Here is a 25,022-nt window from a genome sequence, read left to right as displayed (position 1 = left end):
AGAGAACTAACAATGCAAGATGTATTTACAGCTGTAGGAATTATGGCGTGGCCTTTATTTGGAGTATCAATACTGGCTTTAGCGATTGTGTTAGACCGTGTAACGGCTTTTATATATGGATGGTCACATTTACAAAAAATGAATCAACTCGACAGTGATTTTAGCCAGCAATTACAGAAAAAATTACAACCAGATCAACGCCATCAGTGGTGTCAATTGTATCTACAGGACAGCTTTGCTAATTGGCGAAAAAGGTTAAATATACTCGCTCTCCTTGGTTCGTTAAGTCCGTTAATGGGTTTATTAGGCACGGTATGGGGATTAGTACTAATGTTTAGAAAAATAGCGCAAACCCAACAAGCAGTCACCCCTGCATTACTTGCCGATGGTTTATGGGAGGCTATGTATTCAACTATGGCAGGGCTTATTATCGCGATTCCCTGTTTATTATTAAGTGGGATATTTAACGCGTTATTAGAACGATTACAAACAGATATGACGCGCATAATTAATCATTTAAATTACCAGCTTTGTTTTGATGAAGCCGCCAATGCTTGAGTTACCAAAAAAGTCGAGCCACCACACCTTAATGCCTGATCTGACAGCATTAATAGATGTGCTATTTATTTTGTTGGTATTTTTGTTATTAACGGCCGCTGTCAAATTAGACATGATGGATGTTAACTTACCCGATGCGGGTAAAAATACACACGCCCCGATAGAACAACCCGATGCTTTGGTTTTAAGTGTACGTTTTAGCGAGCAAAAAATAACGTACGGACTTGCCAAAGAACCCTACAGCTCGCTCAATACCGTAATGCAGGCATTGCGTTTACAAACTAAAAAACGGCCTTTGTATTTAGCAATAGATCAACACGTTCCTAGTGGCGAACTTGTTAAGTTGTTAGCTGCGTTATCGAGTGAAGATCGTAATGTTGCGAATATACTCATCAAAAACGAATAAAAACAATTATCATTTGCGTGTGGTTTTGTTATAGTGCATCTACTTTAATTAACCTCAACTTGGCTTTAGGTATTTAAAAACCGAGTACCTGTTTAGGTTGAATTAGTACACAGTTTGGTGAGTAAGGGGCTTAGCCAAGCATTACGTCATTTTATGACTTTAACTTAGTTCACTTATTTTATGGAGCGACACATGCGCCTTTCAAAACTGGCTTTATGCCTTGCCAGTGTATCACTGCCTCTTATGGCTGAAACAACTACAGCCGACCAATCGCAACTAACTACTGCATTAGATGCCGTAACAGTAACCGCAACGCGAACCGAAAAAACAGCACTCAATTCTGCGCAAGCAGTTAATGTGATCACCAGCGAAAACATCGAAAAAGTACTAGCAACAACAGTGTTTGATAGCCTAATCTCGGTGCCTAATGTAACGGCAACCGGTGGACCGCGCAGCGGTGGTCAAAAGTTTAGTGTACGTGGCTTTAATGACGCCGAAGATGTGCTGGTAAGTGTTGATGGAGCTATTCAAACATTTGAAAAATACCGCATGGGTAGTTTTTTTAGTGATGCAGATTTATATCGCACAATCAGTATTAAACGTGGTCCAAGTACCGTATTGCATGGCGGTGGGGCATTAGGCGGTGTTGTTGACATGGAGCTTAAAGACGCCAGTGACTTTTTAGCACCTGATCAAACTTACGGCGCTAAAGTAAAGCTGGGGCATAATAGCAACAATAACGAAGCTAACGGCAGTGTGTATACCTATGCACGGCCAATTGAATCGTTAGATTTACTAGCGGCATTTATAAAACGCAGCAGTGATGACTTTGAATTATCAAACGGAAAAACGCTTGATAATTCAGCTATAAAGGCAGAGTCACTACTTATTAAAGGCGAATACTATATAAATGAAGACGCGCTAATTGCTCTATCATATACCGAGAGCGAAGATGCACAACGCACCGAATTTAATACCACCGATCCCGGTGCATGGGGTACGGTTTACCGCGAGGTTGAGCAATCTGTCACGAATCTCAGTTACGAACTCAACCCTGAAAATAATACCTACCTTGATTTATCTGTACGCGTAGGCAACACCCAAAGCCACGTAACAGAAAGTGGCGGTAAAGGAATGCTTAAAGACTACATTGGCCTTGCCTCTAACTACGAATACAACATCAACACACTAGATATAATGAACACAAGTGTATTAGGTATGCATGCGCTTACTTATGGTGTGCAGTACTCAGATAAAGAGCGTATTGGTGAAAAGTTAGGCTACCCATGCACAAATCTTAATAGGCAAACTTACGAATGCTTAGAGTATGGTAAAGACGCCGTAAGGAATGAGATTTCATCACAGCCAGGCGGCACGCAAAAGCGGTTAGGTGTATATATTCAAGACGAGTTTACATGGCAAGCGCTTACAATTACGGGGGGTATTCGCTATGAAGAATACCAAAGTACGCCAACAAGTAAATTTGCAGCGGGCTTTGTAGGTCAAGATTTAAAAGTTAAGCACTCACAAGTTGTACCAGCATTGACGGTTAACTATCAGTTTACCTCCGAATTTGCTGTATTTGCCAGTTATCAAGAGGGCTTTAGAGCACCTTTACTGGATGAAATATACGATCAATACGGTGGCCGAAATATAAACTTAGCCTTGGAAGTAGAAAACAGCCGTAATAGCGAAATGGGTATCAGTTATCAAGTCAGCGATGTGTTCTCTGATATTGATTCACTGACAGCGCGAGCAATTTACTTCAATACTCAAGTAGATGACGAAATTCAGTCAAATACCAGCACCACTATAAACCCTATGCCGGCACCACGCTATAGCAACCGTGGTGAAAATGACCGCGATGGTTTTGAACTCGAAGTCAATTATGCTCATCGCGCCGGGTATGTAAACTTTTCGTATAGCGAAATATCGGGTGATGATCAAGATGATAAACCGCTTTGGTATTTACCCGCTGATACGTTAACAGTCGATGCCGGCTTAGTGTTTTTTGATTCAACAGTACGTACAGGGATTAGCATTCAAAATATTTCAGCGCGTACCGTACTTGCATACGACCGTGCGGCTCAGGCATCCAAGCAAGTTGAGCATGATGGCTACACCTTGGTTGGTTTAAATGCAAACTGGGATATTAATGATAGTTGGAGTGCACGTTTGGCTGTCGACAATTTATTTGACGAAGAATACCAGGTGATGGCAGGCACCGGTGGTGCGATAGGGGACTATGGCGTTGGCCGTAACATTAAAACACAACTGAGCTTTAAATTTTAAGTTAAACCAATTGCATTGAACTAGTGAGCTATTTAGCTCACTAGTATGGCCATGTTTTTAATGAAATTGGTATTAGGAGCGCACAATGAATATTCTAAATGATTACCGCCAACTGCAAATACAACACCCTAATATTAGAGCTATTGACGCAGCGGCGCAGCTAAAAATTACTGAAGCAGAGCTAATTGCTGCACAAGTAGGCGAAGGCGTTATAAAGCTTGAGATCACCCATATTGAAGGGATTTTAAAGGGTTTTAAAAAGTTACAACACGTTATGGCACTAACACGTAACGCACAAGTCGTTAGTGAAATTTCAGGCTGTTACGAGAAAATTTACTGCTCTGAGCGCAATAACATTAAAACAGCCATCGCTATTAACCCCGGTGGTATAGATTTACGGTTATTTGTGTCTAAGTGGCACAGTGCATTTGCAGTGAACAACAATGCAAAGCACAGCAGTGTTCAATTTTTTGATAAGCACGGTATCGCTGTACATAAAGTGTTTACAACACAGCAAACAAATATGGCTGCATTTGAGCAGTTAGTAATGGCGCATAAAGCAACAGAGCAAAGCACTCAGCTAAGCATCACAGAGGCTGATATTGCTGTTAATGAGTATCGCCCATTAGCCGAAATAGATATTCAAGGGTTTAGACAAGGTTGGCAAAACCTTCAAGACGTACATCACTTTCCTGCATTGTTAACAGAGTTTGGTGTTAGTCGTACTCAAGGTTTAGAAATTGCCGGAAAGCAGTGGGCACAAGAGATCCCGGCTAATAGTTTAAGTGAAGTGCTAGAAACCGTACGTGATCAACACAGTGAGCTGATGATTTTTGTTAATAACAGCAGTGCGGTGCAAATATACTCTGGGGCGTTAACTAACCTTAAACAAGTCGGTGATTGGTATAATGTACTGGATGATGGGTTTAATTTGCATGTACAGGATAAGCAATTTTCTCGTGCCTTCGTTGTTAAAAAACCAACAGATAATGGCGAAACGGCGGTTCACTCAATCGAGTTTTTTGATTGTGACGGCAATACCGTTATGACCCTATTTGGCAGACGTACAGAAGGTAAAACCCAAGCCCGCGATTGGATTGCATTATGTGACAAGCTACGTAAGCTACAAATTGCAGCCTAACTTTATACACATGAATATATACCAAAGTCATCTCATAACGCTGAAACTCGCACCTTGAGGTGATTTGGGTATAAATGCTTGGCAATATTTTTTATGTATGCAATATTAAAAGTACAATTTTCCCACCTTTAAAGCCTGCACTATGGTGTTATATAAACAGTTTAAATTGTGCTTATTACTCAGTATTATTACTTTCAGTAGTGTCGCGAACGCCAATGTGCGTAATACAAAACAACAAGAGTTTATTGATGTAGCAACACTCTTGCCCACCGCTTTGTTTGATATTCGTTATTACAGCAGTAATAACTTTGTTGGCAAACCGATCGATGGCTATAAGTCTGCAAAATGCTTGCTACATAAAACCACTGCTTACGCATTGCAAAAAGCCCATAAACAAGCGCAGCTCGCCGGTCTAAATTTTAAAATATTTGATTGTTATCGCCCGCAACGTGCGGTGGATCATTTTGTACGCTGGGTGAACGACCCAACAGACTTAGTAACAAAGGCTACCTATTATCCAAACCTTGGTAAAGATGAGTTACTAGGTGGGTACATTGCAGCTAAATCAGGCCACAGTCGTGGCTCAACTCTTGACCTGACGCTAACTGACAGTGAAGGTACTGAGCTGAATATGGGATCACTATTTGATATGTTTGATACGCTTTCAAATACGGATGACCTACGTATAACTACTAGGCAAAAAGCCAACAGGTACAAACTTAAAAATATTATGGTTGCAGCGGGTTTTGCACCTTACAGCATGGAGTGGTGGCACTTTACTTATAAACAGCAGGCTTACCCGAACACATATTTCGACTTTGTAATTGAATAAATTTAAATCCTGAAAGGTAAACAGTTTCTAATCTTAAGGTTTATTTAAGTTTCGCTCGCTAGATTCTATTCATAGTCTTAGTGGAGTGAATATAATGCATATAGCCGAGCAATCACCACCTGAAATACAATTACATACCGACCCTACTTTTGTTTGTGTAACAGATCAAACACCGACACGTGCACGTATAGAAAGCACCATTAAAGCAGGTTTTGCTGCGGCATTTAATGCACAGGTTCAGCAGTTTATGCCGCTACTATGTGAGCTACAGGTTGCCAGTGACACATGCACGTTAGGGCTGCGCTGTGCCTCAACGCCATTGTTTATTGAGCAATACCTTCCTACACCTATTGAACACTTTGTAAATGCATCCCGCCAACACATTTATGAGTTAGGTAATTTGTGTTCAAGCCACCGCAGAGCTACATTGGCGCACTTTGTTGTTGTAAACGAAGCTTTATATAACAGCGGTACTGAATATTTGGTGTTTTGCGCAACTAGAAAAGTACGCGCATTGCTTAAAGTGCTTGGCATAAACTGTACGGAAATAGCACTTGCAAATAGCCATGCACTACTTCATCCAGCAGATTGGGGCAGCTATTACGACAACCAGCCAACCATCTGTGTGGTTGACTTAAAATATGCTCATGAATGTATATTGAATACCCCTGCACTTTTTAATATTAAACAACAGTATATACAAGCTACAGCAAAACTTTTACATAAGTTGGAAACTTTATGAACTGGCTAAATATGTTACCGCATCACGCTCAGCAAACGGTATTAGTCAGTCATGATGAGCAGGAAACTACTTTCACTAAAGCTGAGTTAAATGATGAAGCGATAAAGCTGGGCGAACTCTTAGCAACGCTTAAAGGGCACGGCATTGCTTATCAAGTTGATAACAACCCAGCTTGGCTAGTGATAGATAGTGTGATCAGTGAGTTGCGTCAAGTTGCCATCCCCTTGCCATTGTTTTTTAGCACCCAGCAAGTGCAGCATAGTCTTGTAAGTAGTGGCGCGGATATATTGATCACTAGCCAAGTTTATAACGCTGATAACGCTCAGTTTATTGCCAGCATTAAAATATGTCAGCGCTATGAGCTATTTATTTACCAATTACAAAATGTAGCATGCGTAAAGTATTTTGATGATACACATAAAATAACGTTCACATCGGGTTCAACAGGCAACCCTAAAGGCGTCTGCCTGTCTCTTGCAAGTCAACTGCAAGTTGCTACATCGTTACACCAAAAAATTGCAGTAGAACAGCCTAAGCATCTGTGTTTATTACCTCTACCTGTATTACTTGAGAATGTTGCTGGTGTTTATGCCCCTTTACTTGCTGGCGGGTGTGTTCATTTAATGGCGCTGGAAAAACTGGGTTTTTCAGGTTCACAATTAGCTAACCCTGAACAGTTAATAGCTGCGATTGACCAAGTACAACCTAATACTCTAATTTTAGTGCCTGAGTTATTAAGTTGCCTTATAAGTTTTGTTAAGCAAGGCTGGCAAGCGCCTAGAAGTTTAAAGTTTATAGCTGTAGGCGGCGCAGTAGTAAGTAGTGAGGTTATCAGATTAGCGCGCAAACTTGGCTTGCCAGTTTATCAAGGGTATGGCTTATCAGAAGCGGCTTCTGTGGTGAGCCTTAACACGCATAATGATGATTTACTTATCAGTGCGGGACGTGTTTTGCCTCACTTAGAAACACGAATTGATAATGGTCAATTATACATAAAAGGCCCTTTATTTTTAGGGTATTTAGGCCAGTCTGCTCGCGATCAAAATCAATGGTATGCAACTGGCGATCTGGTAATAAAACAGCAAGGGCGACTACATATTAAAGGGCGATTAAAAAATCAAATTATCACCAGTTTTGGCCGTAACATCAGTGCTGAATGGCCAGAGTCTTTATTACTAAGCCATAGTGATATTTTACAAGCCGTTGTTATTGGCGAAAGTCAGCCTTACTTGTGTGCATTAATTTATGTAAATGAAGACATGAATGATGACCAACTTAAACAGCATATCGACACGGTTAATCAACAACTGCCAGATTACGCAAAAATAAAACGTTGGTATCGATTAAACGTAGCATTGAGTTATAAAGCAGGGTTATTAACCAGTAATAACAAACCCAAACGCGAAGCCATCCATAACAAATATAATCAGCAAATAGCTAGGTTATACGAATCAAATTTAAGTACTGAGGACTTACTATGAGCCACTTTTTTAATACATTACAAATAGCTACTCAAAACGAGCGTGAGTATTTACTGTCAGCACCGATCATTACGAGAGTATTTAATGGCCAAGTAAGTTTAACTGAATATGCCTCTTTTTTAGCTCAGGCATATCACCACGTAAAACACACCGTGCCTTTAATGATGTCACTGGGTGCAAAATTAAACGACCAACAAGAATGGCTGCGAGAGGCGGTTGCTGAATATATTGAAGAAGAGCTAGGCCATCAGGAATGGATACTTAATGATATTGCAGCTTGCGGCTTCGATAAAGAAGCGGTGCGTCAAAGCAAGCCACAATTTGCCACAGAGCTGATGGTTTCGTATGCCTACGATAGTATTAATCGTGGCAACCCACTGAGTTTTTTTGGCATGGTACATGTACTTGAAGGGACATCTATTGCGTTAGCTGATAATGCCGCCAATAAAATTCGTGATGCTGTTGGGTTACCAAAAAATGCGTTTAGTTACTTAACATCACATGGGGCATTAGACATTGAACACGTGAAGTTTTTTGAAAGTTTAATGAATGAAATAACAGATGAAGCTGATCAACAGGCCATTATCCACGGGGCTAAATGTTTTTACAAACTGTATGGCAATATTTTCCGCGCGCTTGATACAGACCCATTTTTCAGTCAAACCTTAGCAACATCACAAAGTAAGGCGTGCATAGCATGAATAAATCAATTTGCGTGCTGACCGGGGCTACAGGAGGGATTGGTCATGCAATTGCGTTGCAGCTTGCTCAACAAGGCTGGCGATTAGTTTTAGTTGGCCGCGATGAAGCAGCCCTAAAACGCCTTCAAGGCGAGTGTAATGATCAGGCTGAAATATTTCAAGGTGACTTAAGTGAGGCTAATGTGCGCGATGAGCTTGCATTGTTTACGCAGCAATTAGGAGGTGCGCAGCTGCTCATTAATAATGCAGGCATTAATGTGATGCAGGCTTTTAGCGAGATAACTGAGCAGCAAATAGATCAGTTAATAGCGATTAATTTGACTGTGCCAATTAAGCTATGCCAGTTATTCCTACCACAAATCACAGCAAAAAATGGCACGATTGTGAATATTGGGTCGTCATTTGGCAGTATTGGTTACCCGTATCAAACACTTTACTGTGCTAGTAAGTTTGGGCTGCGAGGAATGACAGAAGCGCTCTCGAGAGAGCTTAGCCACAGTAAAGTACGGGTTTTGTATCTCGCTCCGCGCGCGACAGACACCGCGATTAATTCCCCCCAAATTCGCGCCATGAACAAAGCGCTTGGCAACACCATGGACTCACCCGAGCAAGTAGCAAAAGCACTTATTATATTAATGAATTCTACTAAAAAACGGCGTTTTATTGGTTTTCCAGAAGGTTTTTTTGCCCGAATAAACGGAGTATTCCCTTCCATAGTTGATAACGCAATAGAAAAACAACTTCCTAAAATTAAAAGTTTTTTTACAAACTAAATTGATAAAGGTGAACGAATATGACTAAACTAATTTTAACAACGTTAGCATTGGCTGCGGTAATTTTATCGCAAAGTGTTTATGCCGAATTTGCTGATGATTTACACACAATACAAACGCAATGGGCAAGTGTAAATTATGAGTTGGTTGAAGACAGCCAATTAAAGGCATTTGAAAAACTTGTAGAGCAAACACGTGAGTTCTCTAAAGCAAATAATGAACAAGCAGCAAGTCATATTTGGCATGGTATTGTGTTATCAAGCTACGCGGGTGCTAAAGGCGGGTTAGGTGCATTGGGGCTCGCAAAAGATGCAAAAGCCGAGTTTGAACAAGCAATAAGCTTAGATGCAAGCGCATTGGCAGGTTCGGCTTATACCAGTTTAGCTACTTTATATGGCAAAGTACCGGGGTGGCCGATTGGGTTTGGTGATGCTAAAAAAGCAGACACACTCTTTAGGCAGGCTTTAGAGTTGAATCCCCAAGGTATTGATAGTAATTATTTATACGCGGCATTTTTATATGATGAACGTAAATACAGTGACGCTAAAAAGCATTTATTGATTGCACAAACGGCTCCTGCGCGCGAGTTGCGACCTAAAGCCGATTTATACCGTCAGCAAGAAATAACCACTTTGCTGGCTAAAGTTGAAAGAAAACTAAAGAGATAATAACGTCCTATGCATTTGATGCTCGTTGAAGATGATATGTTAGTAGCGCAAGGGTTATGCCGTTCCTTGCGCCAACAAGGCTATAGCGTAGAGCATTGCGCGAGCGTTAAATCAGCGTTGCAATGTCTGCAAAGTGATGAAATTGAAATGGTTATTCTTGATTTAGGATTACCAGATGGCGACGGGATAGACATACTAAAGCATATAAAAAAGCAATCAAGAACCTTGCCTGTAGTGATATTAACAGCACGAGGGAGTATTGACGACAAAGTGCAAGGCCTTGATCTAGGAGCTGATGATTATTTAGCAAAGCCATTTGATCCGGCTGAATTATTTGCACGATTGAGAGTGGCGAGTCGGCGCTTAACGCAGACACAAAGTAGTGTATTATCAGTGGGTGATATAACCATGGATACTGCTGCGCATAGAGTGCGCGTTGGCCAACAAGATGTTGACTTGCCTCGTAAAGAGTTTATGTTACTCAAAGCTTTATTAGAAAACCAAGGGCGAGTGCAATCAAAACAACAACTCGAAAGTAAATTGTATGAATGGGGCGAAGAAGTCGGATCCAACACCATAGAAGTGCATATACATCATTTGCGTAAAAAGGTTCCCAAAGACTTAATAAAAACCCTTCGTGGTATAGGCTATGTTGTGGGTAAACGTTAGTGTCGATCAGAAGGCGTTTAACGCTGATCATTCTTTCTATTGTCGTGCTAACGTGCTTTTTAGCATTTAGTAAAGGCTATCGTGAAAGTATGCATCAAGCACAAACACTACTTGATAATGAATTAAAGACCTTAGGACATGTCCTCATAGAGCAACCTGTAACATCGAGTCAAACGGTGTTAAGTGATGATCTCCCTGAGTTACTTTTTCAAGTTTGGCGTAATCGAGAGCTAGTCAGTAGTTCGAGGGCATTACAAACTGTGCAGCTAATAGATGCTAAATGGCAGCAAGCGTTGAGTGTTGAAAATTTAGCGGGGCAACGTATGCGGGTGTACAGATTGCATTTAGCGAATAAACACGTGCTAGTTGCTGAGCCACTAAGTAAACGCCAAGCATTGACCGAGTCCGTTATATTATCAGCTATGACGCCACTACTTTGGAGTGTGCCGATTCTCACTATATTGATTAGTTTCTTTGTTAAACAAGGACTAAAGCCGCTAACACGGTTGTCTTCGCAGCTACAAAAACGCCAAGCAAATGACTTTACAGCCATTGAATGGACAGTATCAGAGCAAGAAATAAAGCCGTTAATTACCCGCCTAAATGATTTGTTCAAACGTGTTGAAAGTGCTTATTTAAGGGAGCGTTTTTTTGCATCTGATGCAGCGCATGAATTACGTACACCTTTGAGTAGTTTGAAAATTAATGTTCATAATTTACAAAACGACATAGCCGATAGCATTGAGTTAAAAGCAATGTCACAAGGGCTTGATAAACTGAGTAACATTGTTGAGCAAATGCTTATTCTAGGGCGAACATGTCCAGAGCAGTGGCATGCAAATTTTAATCCTATTTCAGTGCTCGAGATTAGCCAACAAGTTGTGGCACAATTATATGAAAAAATTGAAAGAAAAGGCCACACAATTAGTCTTGAAGGCGATGATTTTATCATTGCTGGTGATGGGTTTACCTTAACGACCTTGTTTAGTAATTTGCTCAGTAATGCAATTAAATACACTCCTGCAGGTGGGCAGATCATTATTCGTTTATTACAACGACCGGGTATTTATATTTGGCAGATTGATGATTCTGGTACAGGTATTAACGACGCGCAAAAAGCACGTATCTTTAACCGTTTTTACCGTGTTGGTGGTGATAAACACCCTTCCGGGGAGCAAGGTGCAGGCTTGGGTATGGCGATTGTTGAGCACATAGTCGCAATTTACAATGGTAAAATAACTTTAACAGACAGCCCTTTGGGCGGGTTACGAGTTGATATAGAGTTTAAACAAGCACATAGGAATGTATACACACATGTATAAAAACCTATCTCGTGGCTACTTATTACTATTACTCTTAAGCCCATTAAATGTAAAAAGCGAAGAATTTATACTTATTTTAAAAGACCATCTTTTCTATCCGAGCGAAATTTATGTACCCGCGAATAAAAAATTAAAACTACTCATTGAGAATCAAGACTCAACACCTGAAGAATTTGATAGCTTTGACCTAAATCGTGAAAAGGTGCTTTATCCCGCGCGTCAAAGTGTGATTTATATTGGCCCTCTAAGTCCCGGGCGTTATGAATTTTTTGGCGAGTTTTCACCTAATACAGCGCGTGGTGTAGTCATTGCAACAGAGGTCACTAATGCTGATAACTAGTTTATTAATGAGTATTAATCAATTACTGCCTGTTGTTATATTATGCTTATTACTCAATGGATTAGTTGATTTGACCCGAAAGCAACTGCTTGTCATTTTAGGCTCGGGGATAGTTTGCAGCTTTGCTTATGTGCAAAGTGCCGCCATAGTCAGTCAATTATTTGAGCATCGAGGGCTTGAGTTCACGCAAATAATGGTGTGTTGCATTATTTTTATCGCGTCATTGTTGGCATGTAATCAGCAAAAGTGGGCAGCATCCGTGGCTATCATCAGTGCCATGGTATTGTATTTAAGTCACTACATCATTTATATCGTGGGTTTTTGGCAAGCAAAGGAAGCCGCCGAGCCCTTATTAATTGGCACCTTATTAGGTGTCGGCATTTGTTTTAGTTTTGGTACGTTATTTTATTTTTTGTTAGAAACTTTAAAAACGCACTTCGGTGATAACTCACTGCATATTTTGCTAGCTTCAAATGCCACAGCAAAACTATTGATCGTGATAGATCTTGCAAGCCAAATTGATGTACTTGATATCACCACTCGTTATGTTGACTGGCGAGGTTTTATTGCCGAGAACTCCGAATTAGGACGAGTATTAAAAGCGCTCATGGGATACGAAGCGACACCAAGCTTGACTGCTTTGTGGGTATATACAGCTGCGTTCAGTGTGTTTGTATTGGTATGCTTATTGATAGGCAAAAAAAGCCAATTTAAGGAGACGTTATGAGGTTTATAAGCGTTATTTTATTAGGCGTTTTATTAAACTTAGTTAATACACATGCATATGCAGATGGGATTGTGGTCGATAAAGTTTACCACCCTTATGTTCTCCCATTTGAGCGTGAGTTAGAGTGGCGTATTGTATCCCACCAGACGGGTAGCGGGAATATTTTAGCGCAGCGCATTGGCCTTGGTAGTGCAATTAATGACACCATGAGTTTAGAAGGGTATATAATTGGCGAGCGTGATGACAATGGTGACTTTGGCTTAGCGGGCTATGAAGTTGAGCTACGTTGGCAATTAGTCGAGCAGGGACGGCTATGGGCCGATTGGGGGGCATTGTTTGAATTGGAAAAACACCATAATAGTGATGTATACGAAGCAACAACAGGTTTTTTATGGGAAAAAGAATTCGGCAAAAGCAGTTTAACTATGAATGCGTTTTTAGTATACGAATGGGGGGGGGATATTAAAAATGAATGGGAAAGCGAATACCGAGCGCAATACCGTTACCGTTACCGCTCTGAGTTTCAACCCGCGTTAGAACTGTTTGTTGGGGAAGATTTTTTTGGCGTTGGTCCCGGTTTCATTGGCTTGCACCGATTTAATGGTCAGCGACAGCTTAAGTGGGAAGTGGGGTTTATTACCGAAATAAGTCAGTCCGAAAAGAACCACAGCTTTAGGTTAGCCTTAGAATTTGAGTTTTAATAGGCTACGTTAGAAAATAAATTAGCTTAAGCTTAAGGTAGGTAATAAATAGTTTGACATACTCTGAAAAATCTATATATTAGGCGCCAGCTAGAAAGAAAGCATGTAAGCTATAAATCTCCATTTCGATGTTGTATAAGTAATACTTGTAGTACCGTCCTGAAGTTTTTAAAGTACCATCTCATTTTTTGCTACACCCGCCCACTAGGGCAATTATTTTATTTTCATATCAGGATATTACTATGTCTAACATCGTATCAGGTACAGTTAAGTGGTTTAACGAGTCTAAAGGTTTTGGTTTCATCGAGCAAGAAAGCGGTCCAGACGTTTTCGCACATTTCTCAGCAATAAAAAGCGATGGTTTCAAAACTTTAGCTGAAGGCCAACGTGTAGAGTTTACTCTTTCACAAGGTCAAAAAGGTCCACAAGCGGATAACATCACTCCGTTATAATTTTTACTTTTAAAGTAAAAATAAAAAAAAGCGCTTAAGGCGCTTTTTTTGTGTCTAAAAATTGACGTAGCATAAGCCCCTTCCTATTATTTAACTACATTTTCATTCGCAGTGAGCTTACTATCTTTCGATTTATTACTCTAACCTGCTGTTTTTTGTTTTCTTGCATCGGCGTCGGTGCCGAAAAGCCCACTGTAACTATTTATACAGAGCAGTTTCCGCCTTATAATTTTTCAAATAAAGGGCAGTTACAAGGTATTAATTTAGATATAGTGCGCACGCTATGTGAACGCACAGAGTTAGAGTGTAAGTTTGAGTTATTACCCTGGACACGCGCATACAGTTTAGTACAAAAAAATCCGTTGTCTGGACTTGTCTCCACAGCCCGTAGCCCTGAGCGAGAAAGCTTATTTCAATGGGTGGGACCACTCGTATCTTCTCGTACTTATTTTTATCGTTTAGCGAAAAATAACCATATAAGACCAGTAAATTTAGCGCAAACAGCTAATTACACCCTAGGGTTAGTAAGGGGAGATGTTTACGAAGAGCTAATACAAGAAATAGGCTTTGAAAAAGATAAAAATTTACTTAAATTCGCTCACCACTATGAATATATTAATTTATTTTTTAAGAATAAAATTGACTTAATCCTTGGATCAGAACAGACACTTGATTATCAATTACAGCAATTTGGCTACGGAGGCAAAGAAGTTGTAAAATTAGTGGAGCTTCCTGTTGATAAACTACAAGGGAATTACCTTGTTTTTAATAAAGCGATCCCCCCTGAAATTATTGAACGATTTAATCAAGAGTTAGCAGCCTTAAAAGCGTTTGACAATTTGAAGCTGTACCGACAACGATATACGAATGAATAGTAGTATGTTATCTAGCCGCAATGCATTGCAAAGTTGAACCAGTCTTAATTATAGTTGTTCTATATACTCAATCCACCTCAATATACAGTATTCAGCGTTTCGCAGGGGCTTAATATTAAGGCGTTACTTTGTAAGAATGGCAGTCCCTTTTAAGAAGTAACAATACAGAAGTAAGTCCTTGTGAAATACCTAAAGGGTTGGTTTAAAACGATTTATACTGCGTTATTTATTTTAATGATAGAACCACTATTACTTGCCATCGGTGATTGCATACACTTTGCATGCTTTTTAACATTATCAGCTGAGCGCTTCCAGCTAATGGGCTTCCAACAGTGCTTTGTATTTCGCAGCGTCTTTTATTTTTAAAAATGCTTGCTGTAAAGCATGTAAAATTTCAGGATCGATATCCAAATTTGCAGCTAAGTAACCATCAACGTTGAGCTCATCAATCGCATATATGAAGCTAAACCGATCAGGGGAAACGCCTATGTGCTTACTCATTGCTGGAATATAATTTTCATCATCTATTATTAAATCGACTTTTTTGGCTAGTAATAAATGGTAAGAGTTTTGAATGTCGGGAGTTAAAAGCAGATCAAATCGATGGTTGTGTAAAACAGTATAGGCAAGATCATTCCGTTGTACGGCAATTTTATAGTGCTTCGCTTGCTGCGTGTTATTTACTCGTACGTCATCGCGCTGAGCAAGCTTTACAAAGCCTAACTTAAAATGAACAACAGGTGCTATCCAATGAAATAAAGATTCACGCTCAGGCGTTCTAGCAAGGCTATATATGAGTGTGTTTTTTTGTCGAGAGACCATCTGATAAGCTCTAGCCCAAGGGTAGATTGAAATGGAGGCATTCATGTTCGCTTCATTAACAATCATCGTTACAATGTCAGTGCTGAATCCACCCACCTTATTGCCAATTTGTGTTTGATGAGGAGGCGAGAACTCAGTAACAACGACTAGCGTTGGTTGTGCAAAACTTGACATAGTTACCAAAAGCAAAAAGCACGCTATTAATATCTGCATTAATTTACTCTATTTAGCTGTGTTAAAAACTATCCATATACGATTGTATAGATATAGTAGCAATTGCTCAGAGCAACGATTGTTGCTTTGTTATGATAATACCAATCGGCTTAAATATATAACCATTCTAGCGGACTAAATAAAGCGCTAACAGCGTTAGTAATTTTTCATGTACGACTGCATGGATGCAGGGGGTAGAGCAATGCAGGAGCAATTGCCGAGAACAACTGCATGTCAAAATGTCTGCCTTGTTGTTATCACTGTATTTATCTTTCGCTATAAATGGTCATTAACTTAACACGATTGGTGTAATTTCTCTGTGCAATATTAGATCACGGTATAAGTTAAAAGAGTAGTACATTTTTGGAATAATTTTGTGGCGAAACGATAAAAGGGCCTTGCGGCCCTTTGTGAAGTATCGTTCAAATCAGATAAGTCTTTAACCCCTTAAAGGCTCATCCTATTGTTTTGCAACCAAGGCTCATCTCAAAGTTTCTAAGCTAGCGAGAGGAAAAAACCTGCAATTGCAGCGCTCATAAGGTTAGCCATAGATCCTGCTAACACTGCTCTGAGCCCTAAGCGTGCGATATCCTTTCGCCGACTAGGCGCCATACCGCCCAATCCACCTAGTAAAATTGCTATCGATGATAAGTTAGCAAACCCACATAATGCGAATGTGACAATCGCTTGTGTGTGCGCACTTAACGTATCGCGATAATTCATAAAGTCTAAGTAAGCAACAAACTCGTTGACCACTAATTTTTGACCAATAAAGCTACCAGCTATAATTGCTTCACTCCACGGCACACCTAATAACCAGGCAACCGGTGCAAATATATAACCTAAAATTTCTTGTAATGTCAGTGTTGGATAATCAAACCAACCGCCAATACCACCTAATAAACCGTTTAGTAAGGCAATTAAAGCAACAAATGCTAACAACATTGCGCCTACATTTAATGCTAAATGCATTCCGTTAGCAGCACCTGATGCCGCTGCATCAATCACGTTAACAGGTTTATCTTCATCAATATCCAAGTCAGCTAAGTTATCTTTGGGGGTTTCGGTCTCTGGCACAATCATTTTAGCCATTAAAAAACCACCCGGTGCGGCCATAAAGCTGGCAGCAATTAAATACTTAAGCTCAACCCCAATAATAACGTAACCGGCCATTACAGAGCCTGCCACAGTGGCTAAGCCACCCACCATAACTGCAAATAACTCTGATTTAGTCATGGTTGCAATAAATGGTTTAACAATTAACGGTGCTTCAGTTTGGCCTACAAAAATGTTTGCCGTTGCTGAAAGCGATTCTGTTCGGGAGGTTTTTAACAGTTTTTGTAAACCACCGCCGAGGATTCTAATAATCCAGTCCATAATACCTAAGTGATATAGCACAGCCACTAACGCTGAGAAAAACACAATCACAGGTAATACTTGAATGGCAAAAATAAACCCTAAAGTATCTTGATTTGCTAATGGTCCAAACAAAAAACTAATACCATCATTAGCAAAACCGATCACTGATGATACGGCTTTTGACATGGCAACGAGTGCATTTTTGCCTGCCTCTGAAAACAGTACAAACCCACCAATTACAAATTGCATAGCAAAAGCGATACCGACAGTTCTTAAATTAATTGCTTTGCGGTTTGTCGAAGCCGTAAACGCAATGCCTAGCAGCACACACATGCCGACTAAGCTCATAAATGTTGTCATTTTTTGTTATTCCCGTTGTTATTCTTGCAGTAAATATTTTATTTTACTTTTAATTATATCAATGGCGACGCGATTCATACCACCTCGTGTGACCACTAAATCAGCCTTGTGCTTTGAGGGCTCAATAAACTGATAAAACATCGGTCTCACAGTAGCCTGATATTGTTCAACAACGGACTGTAATGTTCTGCCTCGTTGCTCCATATCACGTTGCATACGGCGCATTAGGCAAATATCAAGGGGTGTATCAATAAACACCTTGATATCAAATTCTTTACGTAGCGCTTTATCGCTAAGCAATAAAATACCTTCAACTATCAATATTTGTGCTGGCATTACGGTGCGTGTTTTATCACTGCGCGTATGTTGAGCATAATCATAAGTTGGTACTTCAACAGCTTTACCATTGCGTAACTGAGTTAAATGTTTACACATTAGCTCATGCTCAAACGCTTCGGGATGGTCGTAATTAGTTTGCGTACGGTGATCAAACGGTAAATGTGATTGATCTTTATAATACGCATCTTCTTCAATTACGGCGATGGCACCTGGTTCAAGCTCATTAACCAATTCATTATAAATTGTTTGGCTAAAAAGAGATTTGCCAGAGGCAGATGCCCCAGCAATGGCTATTATTGTTCGTGTCACTAAAGTTCTCACCCACACAGAAGGATATATCGTTGGTAGATCACAATAGCAAAAAAGACACGAATAATCTCTTTTGCTTCGCTCAGGGGGTGAAATTTATAATGTTTAGGTTTTATGAAACAGGACTTATGTCCTGTACGTTAAAAAGCACAAGAATATAAAGTAGCCATATTGGAAAGACGAGGTAAGCATGGCAAGAGCAATTATTTTAATGGCAGATAGCCTAGGCATAGGTGCAGCACCAGACGCAGATAAATTTGGTGATATTGGTGCAAACACATTTGCACATTTGCTTAAAGCATACTTTGAAGAGACCGGCGAAAAGCTGTCACTGCCTAATTTATCGTTATTAGGATTAGTAGACGCATGTGAAGCGGCAGGTAACGAGCCATGCTTAATAAGTGACCGCCAAACACCAATTGGTGCATGGGGTTATGCAAAAGAGCTTTCAAGCGGCAAAGACACACCATCCGGACATTGGGAAATGGCCGGTGTGCCGGTGTTATTTGATTGGGGGTATTTCCCTAAAACGCAGCCGAGCTTTCCACAAGAATTAATTGACGAGCTAATTGCTCGTACCGGTATTCCTGGCATTTTAGGCAATTGCCATGCATCGGGAACAACCATTTTAGAACAGCTAGGTGAAGAGCATGTAAAAACAGGTAAACCAATCTGTTACACCTCAGCTGACAGCGTGTTTCAAATAGCCGCGCATGAAGAATCATTCGGACTAGAGAAGCTTTATCAGGTTTGCGAAATCACACGGGCGCTGCTTGATGAAATGAATATAGGACGAGTTATTGCGCGGCCATTTTTGGGTTCCAATAGTCAAGACTTTGCCAGAACAGGTAACCGTCGTGACTACTCAGTATTACCGCCAGCACCGACTTTGCTAGATAAACTGGCGCAAGACGGTGGTGAAGTGATTAGCATAGGTAAAATTTCAGATATCTATGCGCATCAAGGTATTACCCAAAAACATAAAGCTCCAGGCTTACAAAACTTGTTAGAAAAAACAACTGAAGTAATGGCAACAGCGCCTGACCACAGTTTGATTTTTACTAATCTTGTTGATTTTGATGAAAAGTTTGGTCATCGCCGCAACCCTGTTGGGTATGCAAAGGCATTAAAAGAATTTGACGATTATTTACCAACGATACTTAATCAGCTAAAAGCGGATGACGTATTAGTTATTACAGCAGATCATGGATGCGATCCTACATTTCCGGGCTCTGAGCACACCCGTGAATATGTGCCTGTACTTGCTTATCAAGTAGGACTTGAAAATACCCCTCTTGGTGAACGTGCTAGTTTTGCAGACATAGGTCAAACACTTGCCCAGTGGTTTAACTTACCTGCACTTGAATATGGTGATGGCTTTATTGACAAGCTAACTGCACCAAAAGTAAAAGGAAAAGAATAATGAGTACACCACATATCGACGCTAATAACGGTGATTTTGCACAAACAGTGCTAATGCCAGGCGATCCATTACGTGCGCAATATATTGCTGAAAATTTTCTTGATGATGCCGTTAAAGTAACGGGTGTTCGTAATATGTACGGTTTTACCGGCACATACAAAGGTAAGCCTGTCAGCATTATGGGTTCAGGGATGGGTATTCCATCGATGTCGATTTATGCTCGCGAGTTAATCGTAAGTTATGGCGTTAAAAACCTTATTCGTATTGGCACTTGTGGTGGTATTGGTAGTGATATTAAAATCCGCGACGTTATATTTGCACAAGGTGCCAGCACAGATTCAAATGTAAACCGTGCCCGTGTTCGTGGTTATGATTTTTCAGCAATTGCTGACTTTGACTTACTATTAAGCGGCGTTAACGCAGCAAAAGAATTAGGCATTAAAGCAAAAGTAGGAAACGTATTCACAACCGATACTTTCTATCAAGCTGACAACACCTTTTATCAAGAGCTTGATAAATTAGGTATGTTAGCCGTAGATATGGAAACCGCGGGTTTGTATGGCGTTGCAGCAGAGTATGGCGCAAAAGCCATGGCATTATTTACCGTAAGTGACCACGTGATCACAGGTGAAGCAACCCCAAGTGAAGAGCGTCAAAGCACCTTCAACGAAATGGTTAAAATTGCCCTAGAGTCAATCTAAGCTATATAACAGTTCCTTGGTAACGTATTCACTCGTTTGGAGACACGCCCAAATACAGTGAGACTAACCTCCCAAAGCCGCCTAGCAACCCTAGGCGGCTTTTTTTATTGTTGAGCTTAAAACTTATCGCTTAAAGCTGCTCGATCATTGACACTCCTTTGTTCCTTTGCCACTGTTAAGTGGGGTATGAAATATTTTTTAAGGAGTATACATTGTGTCTAATTGGATTGAGGCGAGTGTAAAAGAGGTTGTTTGGTGGACTGACACATTATTTAGCTTAATTGTTAATGCAGATGTTGAGCCATTTAAAGCGGGGCAATTTACAAAGCTATCAATGATGATAGACGACAAACGTATTGCTAGAGCTTACTCTTATGTTAATGCGCCAAATTCAAACGACTTAGAGTTTTACCTTATTAATGTGATGGATGGTTTGTTATCACAACAATTAGCTAAACTTACTCCAGGTGATACAGTGTTGATCGAAAGCCGCGCCAGTGGCTTTTTTACTATTGATGAAATCCCTGCTAGTGAACAACTGTTTATGCTTAGCACTGGCACAGCAATCGGGCCATTTTTATCTATTTTAGATCAAGCTGATGTATGGCAGAAGTTTAAGCAAATAACGTTAGTGCATGGCGTGCGGTTGAATGCAGATTTAAGTTACCAGAAAAAGATCAATCAGCTACAGCAACAGTATACGCGGCTGCGTTATGTACCTGTGGTAAGTCGAGAGCAGGCAATTATCGGCTTAAATGGGCGCATTACAGATAAAATCATTGATGGGAGTTTATTTAAACACAGCCAAAACACCACTTGTCCGCAAAATAGCCAATTTATGATTTGTGGAAATCCGCAAATGGTGAAAGACACCAGCGCATTATTAATCGAGCAAGGCTACTCCCGTAATCGCCGACGAGAACCTGGGCAAATCACAGTGGAGCAGTACTGGTAGAGTGTGTTACTACTCACGGCTTTAAGTGTTAAAGAACTATCATGAAAGGATAAACTTTGTTATTTTAAACCTTCTTAAATTAGTCAGGAACTGTATGAAATCGTTATTCTTTGTATTAATTTTTTTACTTTCATGGTCATCATTTGCAAACCAAGAAGTAAACGCAGCTCAAGCCCAACAGCAAAAAAAGCACGTTGATACTAAAAAAGCAGTGACAGAAGCAATGAATGGCGCTTCTCAAGATGGCCCAGCGGTGATTACTCTGACGCCAAATAAGCCTTCACAGATCACAAAGGTTGAGCAAACAACGGCAACAACCACTGAACAAGATGCAGACACAACCAAAGTACTGGGTAGTGAAGTGTCAAAGCCAGCAGAAATACCAAAAAATAAGCAAGAAAAAGCGGCTGCAGTCGCGTATGCAGAGCAAGTCGTAGCGCAAGCAAAAGATGCATTAACCCAAAAGCAGCAAGCAAAAGCTAAACAGTCTCGCGAGTCACTCGCAGTTGTTGAGCAATTACTTAAAGCGTACAACGCACGTAATATTGATGCATTTGTAAATTTGTATGATGAAAATGTCGAGTTTTATGTTTTCCCAAATGAGCTACTCTTTAAAGGCAAAGAAAAACTGATTGCTCGTTACGGTATTATGTTTAAAAAACTTAAATGTATTCAGTCATCGCCAATTAAGCGTATTGTTCATGGCAATATAGTTATTGATCATGAGCTATCAGAAACCTGCTCAAGCGACCCTAAAGTTGTAGATAAGCGCGCTGAATTTGTTTCTAGTTATCAAGTTGAAAACGGTAAAATAACTAAAGTGTTATTTTTCAAGTAGCAGTTTAAGAGAGAAAGGTATGCAAATTAGTGATGATAAAAAAATTCAGTTACTTTATCGTGTTGAGCCTGGTTGTTTAGGTCCGCAAGGAATAGATCACATTGAAGGTTTTTGCAATTATGCGAATCAGAATATTAGCTCGCCTTATTATGCTTTGTATCAGTTCACTGCACGATTAGATAAAAGTAAAGCAGAAAGACAATACAGTATTAATGGGCGTTTATTATCGCAACAGCATGCACAAGTTTATCTTGCACGCTTTGATACTTGTATCGATGAGTTTGAAGAGCAACTCGACGAGCTGCTCACTCAAGCCATAGATCGCTTTTTTGAGCGTTAAACATCACCTGCCAAAATAGCATTAAAGCTGGCGTTATCATGTAAACTTGCGAATGCACTTTCATGCAGTAATTCATTACGTAAGTTAGGTGAGTACTCTAACGACATTTTAATATCTGCTAATGCATCGGCATGTTTGTGGGTTAACGCATACGCACACGCACGTTGCCAATAGGCATAGCCGTAGTCACTGTCTATATCCAGTGCTTGGTTGCATAACTCAATTGCTTGTGCTGTTTCATTAAGCTCTAATAATGCGTCGGCCTTGTAGGCTATTGCTTCAACATCTTCAGGTTTACGATTTAAAATTTCGTCGAATATCTCTATTTTATTGGCTACATCGCTTTCTAGATTTGCGCGCATCCATAATGAGTGGACTTCATTTGTGACTGATATTTTTTCTTGGTTACTTAAAATTTCTTCTGAGCGTTCACGTAGTTTTTCTTCAAACGTGTTTAGACGTGCTTCGTATTCATTAGTGATCACACTTACACGCGTATTTACAATATCTTCAACTTTGTTTTTTACATCACGTAATGAGTTCCAACCCACTAATACCAAAATAGATGCAGTGGCAGTAATAATAAAAAATACATTATTTATGGTGTCAGTTGTGTACGTTATTGCTCTATCGGCGGTATCTAACTGTGCGTGAGTTACTTGTTTAGTGACATCTTCACGCAGTTTTTGTTGATCTTGGCGTACAGCTTTAAGCTCATCAAGAATATAGCGTTCCATAAGTGGTTTATACATAGGTTCTTGTACTTGCGCTAAGGCTTGTTCTTGCTGTTGCTCGCTTGGCGCTGGACGAGATTGTTCAGCATGTATCTGAAACGACAACAAGGTAACAAAAAAAAGTGGAACAAGTAAAAAATAATGACGCATAGTAATGCCTAGTAGATAAATTTAAGTGCTTAAAGGCGAACTGTACCATGACTACTTAGTTGTAACTAGGCAAAACACAGGCAAAAAAAACCAGCTCTAAAAAGAGCTGGTAAAATTGCTTAAACAACAAATTGTCGTCAGGGGTATTAACAGGAGTGAGTGAGCATAATAACCAAATTTATCTGAACAACTACTTAATAATCTCATAGGGTTATGTGATCCTTTGATAAATACAGCATTACCAATGACGATCTGCTGTGCCAGAAACAGAAAAAGCGCATTGGGCTTAACAATGCGCTTTGATCTGTGCTAATGAATATCCGAATCAATACCCAAACTACCTTAGTGGCACTTTACTAATACCCTAAGGTAGTTTGGGTATAGTAGTTATGGTGAAGGTGTACTCCATTGTGCGCTATATAAATAGCCACTTTTAAACCCTTCACATACCATTACGGGGTAACAAACCAATACGATCATATTTAAATTATATACCCAAGTGTTGTGATTCAATGAAACCGTAGGTCGTGCTTTAGCGCGAAAATAAATACCAAAAGTAACAACTGTTGACAACAATCGCGGCTAAAGCTCGCTCCTACCTGCAATTTACCCCATATCGCAGGAACAGGCTTCAGCCGTGATGGTTTATCGTAGGCGGGAGTTTACCTCGCGCTTGGTGGTAATTGTTGTGATTCAATGAAACCGTAGGTCGTGCTTTAGCGCGACAATAAATACCAAAAAGCTCGCTCCTACCATAAATCTACCCCACATCGTAGGAACAGGCTTCAGCCGTAATGGTTTGCCCGTAGGCGGGAGTTTACCCCGCGTTTGGTGGTAATTGTTGTGATTTAAATGAAACCGTAGGTCGTGCTTTAGCGCGACAATAAATGCCACAAAAGTCATAAGTCTAATGTGTAGCTCAATTAACAATCAAAATATTCACATTAAATGAGCACATTGCAGGAATAAAAATCTGATGACAGGGTAACTAAAGACGCCAAACTTACGTGTTATTAATAATATTATTTAAATTTAAGTATAAATAACAAAATCTTAAAAGATCATAATGATCTTATTTTATAAAATGGTTAAAAAATAACTTGCAAACCTACCTACTGGTAGGTAGCATTGCTGCATGAACACAACATATACAACTATTTTGCATCATGCGGACGAGTTAATTCAACTCAATGGCTTTAACGGCTTCAGCTATGCAGATTTATCAAAAACATTGGGTATTACTAAAGCCAGTATTCATCATCACTTTCCGGCTAAAGCTGATTTGGGTATCGCGTATTGTTTACAAAAATGTGACGCATTAGCACAGTTAGACTCGCAACTGAAAGCTAAAAAGCACGCAGCAGAGCAATTGCAAGGCTACTTTAATATATTTGAAAGTTGCGTACAGCAACAACAAATGTGCGGCATTTATACCATGCAAACTGATTTGCAGCTAATGAGTGAGCCACTGCAAAAACAGGTGAATAAGCTCGCTGATCTAGAGTTACAAATACTCGCGCGCATTTTAGAACTTGGTGCGCAATCAGGTGAATTTAAATTTAAGGCAACGCCTTATCAGCAGGCGGTTATTATTTGTTGTGCTATAAAAGGCGCACTAATGTTAAACCGACGTCAGCATCAAGATTTGTTTAAGCAAACCTGTGATGCCTGTATAAATATGTTAATTGTCTGATTTACAATGGGCAATTAACACCAAAATAACCGTGTTAAAAATTATTTATATACAACTACATGGATTTAGAGAGTAGAGCAATGCAGGAGCAATTGCCAAGAACAGT

The 25,022-nt window shown here is 40.0% G+C and carries 27 protein-coding genes; 23 read left to right on the top strand and 4 right to left on the bottom strand.

From position 1 onward, the window contains the following. The first annotated feature begins 12 nt into the window (after window positions 1-12). The 17 genes from A7967_RS06570 to A7967_RS06490 all read left to right on the top strand — a co-directional run bounded on the left by A7967_RS06570 (window position 13) and on the right by A7967_RS06490 (window position 14,680). Window positions 13-558 carry a MotA/TolQ/ExbB proton channel family protein gene (locus A7967_RS06570; protein ID WP_064435557.1) on the top strand — a complete coding sequence of 182 codons (546 nt, stop codon included), beginning with the start codon at window positions 13-15 and terminating at the stop codon, window positions 556-558. Beyond that, entirely contained in the window at window positions 551-964 is a 414-nt protein-coding gene (locus A7967_RS06565; RefSeq protein WP_054203987.1) for a biopolymer transporter ExbD, read from the top strand. The genes A7967_RS06570 and A7967_RS06565 overlap by 8 nt, the downstream gene beginning before the upstream one ends. Before the next feature lie 192 nt (window positions 965-1,156). After that, the gene (locus A7967_RS06560) at window positions 1,157-3,256 is read left to right on the top strand and encodes a TonB-dependent receptor domain-containing protein (RefSeq protein ID WP_054203988.1); all 2,100 of its coding nucleotides are present in this window, start codon (window positions 1,157-1,159) and stop codon (window positions 3,254-3,256) included. 85 nt (window positions 3,257-3,341) lie between these two features. Beyond that, window positions 3,342-4,397: a hemin-degrading factor gene (locus tag A7967_RS06555; RefSeq protein WP_054452482.1), complete on the top strand. Its 1,056-nt coding sequence runs from the start codon at window positions 3,342-3,344 to the stop codon at window positions 4,395-4,397. A gap of 142 nt (window positions 4,398-4,539) precedes the next feature. After that, a complete protein-coding gene (locus A7967_RS06550) occupies window positions 4,540-5,229 on the top strand; it encodes a M15 family metallopeptidase (protein WP_082916323.1) in 690 nt (229 codons plus the stop codon). A gap of 94 nt (window positions 5,230-5,323) precedes the next feature. Continuing rightward, window positions 5,324-5,971 (top strand): thermostable hemolysin, encoded by a 648-nt coding sequence (locus A7967_RS06545; protein ID WP_054452475.1) that lies wholly within the window; start codon window positions 5,324-5,326, stop codon window positions 5,969-5,971. Beyond that, window positions 5,968-7,452, top strand: a complete 1,485-nt coding sequence (locus A7967_RS06540) for an AMP-binding protein (RefSeq protein WP_054452472.1) — start codon at window positions 5,968-5,970, stop codon at window positions 7,450-7,452. The genes A7967_RS06545 and A7967_RS06540 overlap by 4 nt, the downstream gene beginning before the upstream one ends. Further along, entirely contained in the window at window positions 7,449-8,153 is a 705-nt protein-coding gene (locus A7967_RS06535; protein ID WP_054452470.1) for an iron-containing redox enzyme family protein, read from the top strand. Before A7967_RS06540 ends, A7967_RS06535 begins: the two co-directional genes overlap by 4 nt. Then, window positions 8,150-8,926 (top strand): SDR family oxidoreductase, encoded by a 777-nt coding sequence (locus A7967_RS06530; protein WP_054452467.1) that lies wholly within the window; start codon window positions 8,150-8,152, stop codon window positions 8,924-8,926. The genes A7967_RS06535 and A7967_RS06530 overlap by 4 nt, the downstream gene beginning before the upstream one ends. A gap of 20 nt (window positions 8,927-8,946) precedes the next feature. Beyond that, window positions 8,947-9,594 (top strand): tetratricopeptide repeat protein, encoded by a 648-nt coding sequence (locus A7967_RS06525; RefSeq protein WP_054452465.1) that lies wholly within the window; start codon window positions 8,947-8,949, stop codon window positions 9,592-9,594. 9 nt (window positions 9,595-9,603) lie between these two features. Continuing rightward, window positions 9,604-10,263, top strand: a complete 660-nt coding sequence (locus tag A7967_RS06520; RefSeq protein WP_054452462.1) for a response regulator — start codon at window positions 9,604-9,606, stop codon at window positions 10,261-10,263. Then, complete coding sequence (locus A7967_RS06515) at window positions 10,263-11,585, top strand: ATP-binding protein (RefSeq protein ID WP_064435556.1); 1,323 nt, start codon at window positions 10,263-10,265, stop codon at window positions 11,583-11,585. The genes A7967_RS06520 and A7967_RS06515 overlap by 1 nt, the downstream gene beginning before the upstream one ends. Beyond that, window positions 11,578-11,925: a cupredoxin domain-containing protein gene (locus tag A7967_RS06510; protein WP_054452456.1), complete on the top strand. Its 348-nt coding sequence runs from the start codon at window positions 11,578-11,580 to the stop codon at window positions 11,923-11,925. The genes A7967_RS06515 and A7967_RS06510 overlap by 8 nt, the downstream gene beginning before the upstream one ends. Beyond that, window positions 11,912-12,652 (top strand): hypothetical protein, encoded by a 741-nt coding sequence (locus A7967_RS06505; protein WP_054452453.1) that lies wholly within the window; start codon window positions 11,912-11,914, stop codon window positions 12,650-12,652. Before A7967_RS06510 ends, A7967_RS06505 begins: the two co-directional genes overlap by 14 nt. Continuing rightward, on the top strand, window positions 12,649-13,353 hold the full coding sequence (locus A7967_RS06500; protein ID WP_064435555.1) for a hypothetical protein: 705 nt from the start codon (window positions 12,649-12,651) through the stop codon (window positions 13,351-13,353). The genes A7967_RS06505 and A7967_RS06500 overlap by 4 nt, the downstream gene beginning before the upstream one ends. 242 nt (window positions 13,354-13,595) lie before the next feature. Next, on the top strand, window positions 13,596-13,805 hold the full coding sequence (locus A7967_RS06495; protein WP_054203991.1) for a cold-shock protein: 210 nt from the start codon (window positions 13,596-13,598) through the stop codon (window positions 13,803-13,805). A gap of 155 nt (window positions 13,806-13,960) precedes the next feature. Continuing rightward, complete coding sequence (locus tag A7967_RS06490; RefSeq protein WP_212760605.1) at window positions 13,961-14,680, top strand: substrate-binding periplasmic protein; 720 nt, start codon at window positions 13,961-13,963, stop codon at window positions 14,678-14,680. Between the two features lie 315 nt (window positions 14,681-14,995). Here the strand turns inward: A7967_RS06490 and A7967_RS06485 are convergent, their stop codons facing one another. The 3 genes from A7967_RS06485 to udk form a co-directional block, all read right to left on the bottom strand. Next, on the bottom strand, window positions 14,996-15,676 hold the full coding sequence (locus A7967_RS06485; protein WP_064435587.1) for a substrate-binding periplasmic protein: 681 nt from the start codon (window positions 15,674-15,676) through the stop codon (window positions 14,996-14,998). 534 nt (window positions 15,677-16,210) lie between these two features. Next, window positions 16,211-17,434 (bottom strand): NupC/NupG family nucleoside CNT transporter, encoded by a 1,224-nt coding sequence (locus A7967_RS06480; protein ID WP_054203994.1) that lies wholly within the window; start codon window positions 17,432-17,434, stop codon window positions 16,211-16,213. 18 nt (window positions 17,435-17,452) lie between these two features. Then, window positions 17,453-18,082: a uridine kinase gene (udk, locus tag A7967_RS06475; protein WP_054203995.1), complete on the bottom strand. Its 630-nt coding sequence runs from the start codon at window positions 18,080-18,082 to the stop codon at window positions 17,453-17,455. A gap of 190 nt (window positions 18,083-18,272) precedes the next feature. On the opposite strand from udk, the gene A7967_RS06470 reads away from it, so the two are divergent. The 5 genes from A7967_RS06470 to A7967_RS06450 all read left to right on the top strand — a co-directional run bounded on the left by A7967_RS06470 (window position 18,273) and on the right by A7967_RS06450 (window position 22,339). After that, window positions 18,273-19,505: a phosphopentomutase gene (locus A7967_RS06470; RefSeq protein WP_054203996.1), complete on the top strand. Its 1,233-nt coding sequence runs from the start codon at window positions 18,273-18,275 to the stop codon at window positions 19,503-19,505. After that, window positions 19,505-20,206, top strand: coding sequence for a purine-nucleoside phosphorylase (gene deoD / locus A7967_RS06465; protein WP_054203997.1), 702 nt, complete (start codon window positions 19,505-19,507; stop codon window positions 20,204-20,206). The genes A7967_RS06470 and deoD overlap by 1 nt, the downstream gene beginning before the upstream one ends. A gap of 214 nt (window positions 20,207-20,420) precedes the next feature. Further along, window positions 20,421-21,161: a ferredoxin--NADP reductase gene (locus A7967_RS06460; protein ID WP_054203998.1), complete on the top strand. Its 741-nt coding sequence runs from the start codon at window positions 20,421-20,423 to the stop codon at window positions 21,159-21,161. 94 nt (window positions 21,162-21,255) lie between these two features. Further along, on the top strand, window positions 21,256-21,999 hold the full coding sequence (locus tag A7967_RS06455) for a nuclear transport factor 2 family protein (RefSeq protein WP_064435554.1): 744 nt from the start codon (window positions 21,256-21,258) through the stop codon (window positions 21,997-21,999). A 19-nt stretch (window positions 22,000-22,018) separates the two neighbouring features. Continuing rightward, entirely contained in the window at window positions 22,019-22,339 is a 321-nt protein-coding gene (locus A7967_RS06450) for a hypothetical protein (RefSeq protein ID WP_054204000.1), read from the top strand. Here A7967_RS06450 and A7967_RS06445 read toward each other — a convergent pair. Next, window positions 22,336-23,223: a tetratricopeptide repeat protein gene (locus A7967_RS06445; RefSeq protein WP_064435553.1), complete on the bottom strand. Its 888-nt coding sequence runs from the start codon at window positions 23,221-23,223 to the stop codon at window positions 22,336-22,338. The genes A7967_RS06450 and A7967_RS06445 overlap by 4 nt on opposite strands. A 1,135-nt stretch (window positions 23,224-24,358) precedes the next feature. Here A7967_RS06445 and A7967_RS06440 point away from each other — a divergent pair. Beyond that, window positions 24,359-24,916 (top strand): TetR/AcrR family transcriptional regulator, encoded by a 558-nt coding sequence (locus A7967_RS06440; RefSeq protein ID WP_064435552.1) that lies wholly within the window; start codon window positions 24,359-24,361, stop codon window positions 24,914-24,916. Window positions 24,917-25,022: the final 106 nt, after the last annotated feature.

It is taken from the genome of Pseudoalteromonas neustonica (genome assembly GCF_001653135.1).
In the GTDB taxonomy this organism is placed as follows: Bacteria; Pseudomonadota; Gammaproteobacteria; order Enterobacterales; family Alteromonadaceae; genus Pseudoalteromonas; species Pseudoalteromonas neustonica.
Note: the sequence above shows the minus strand (reverse complement) of the source record. Positions and strands in the feature narration are given on the sequence as shown.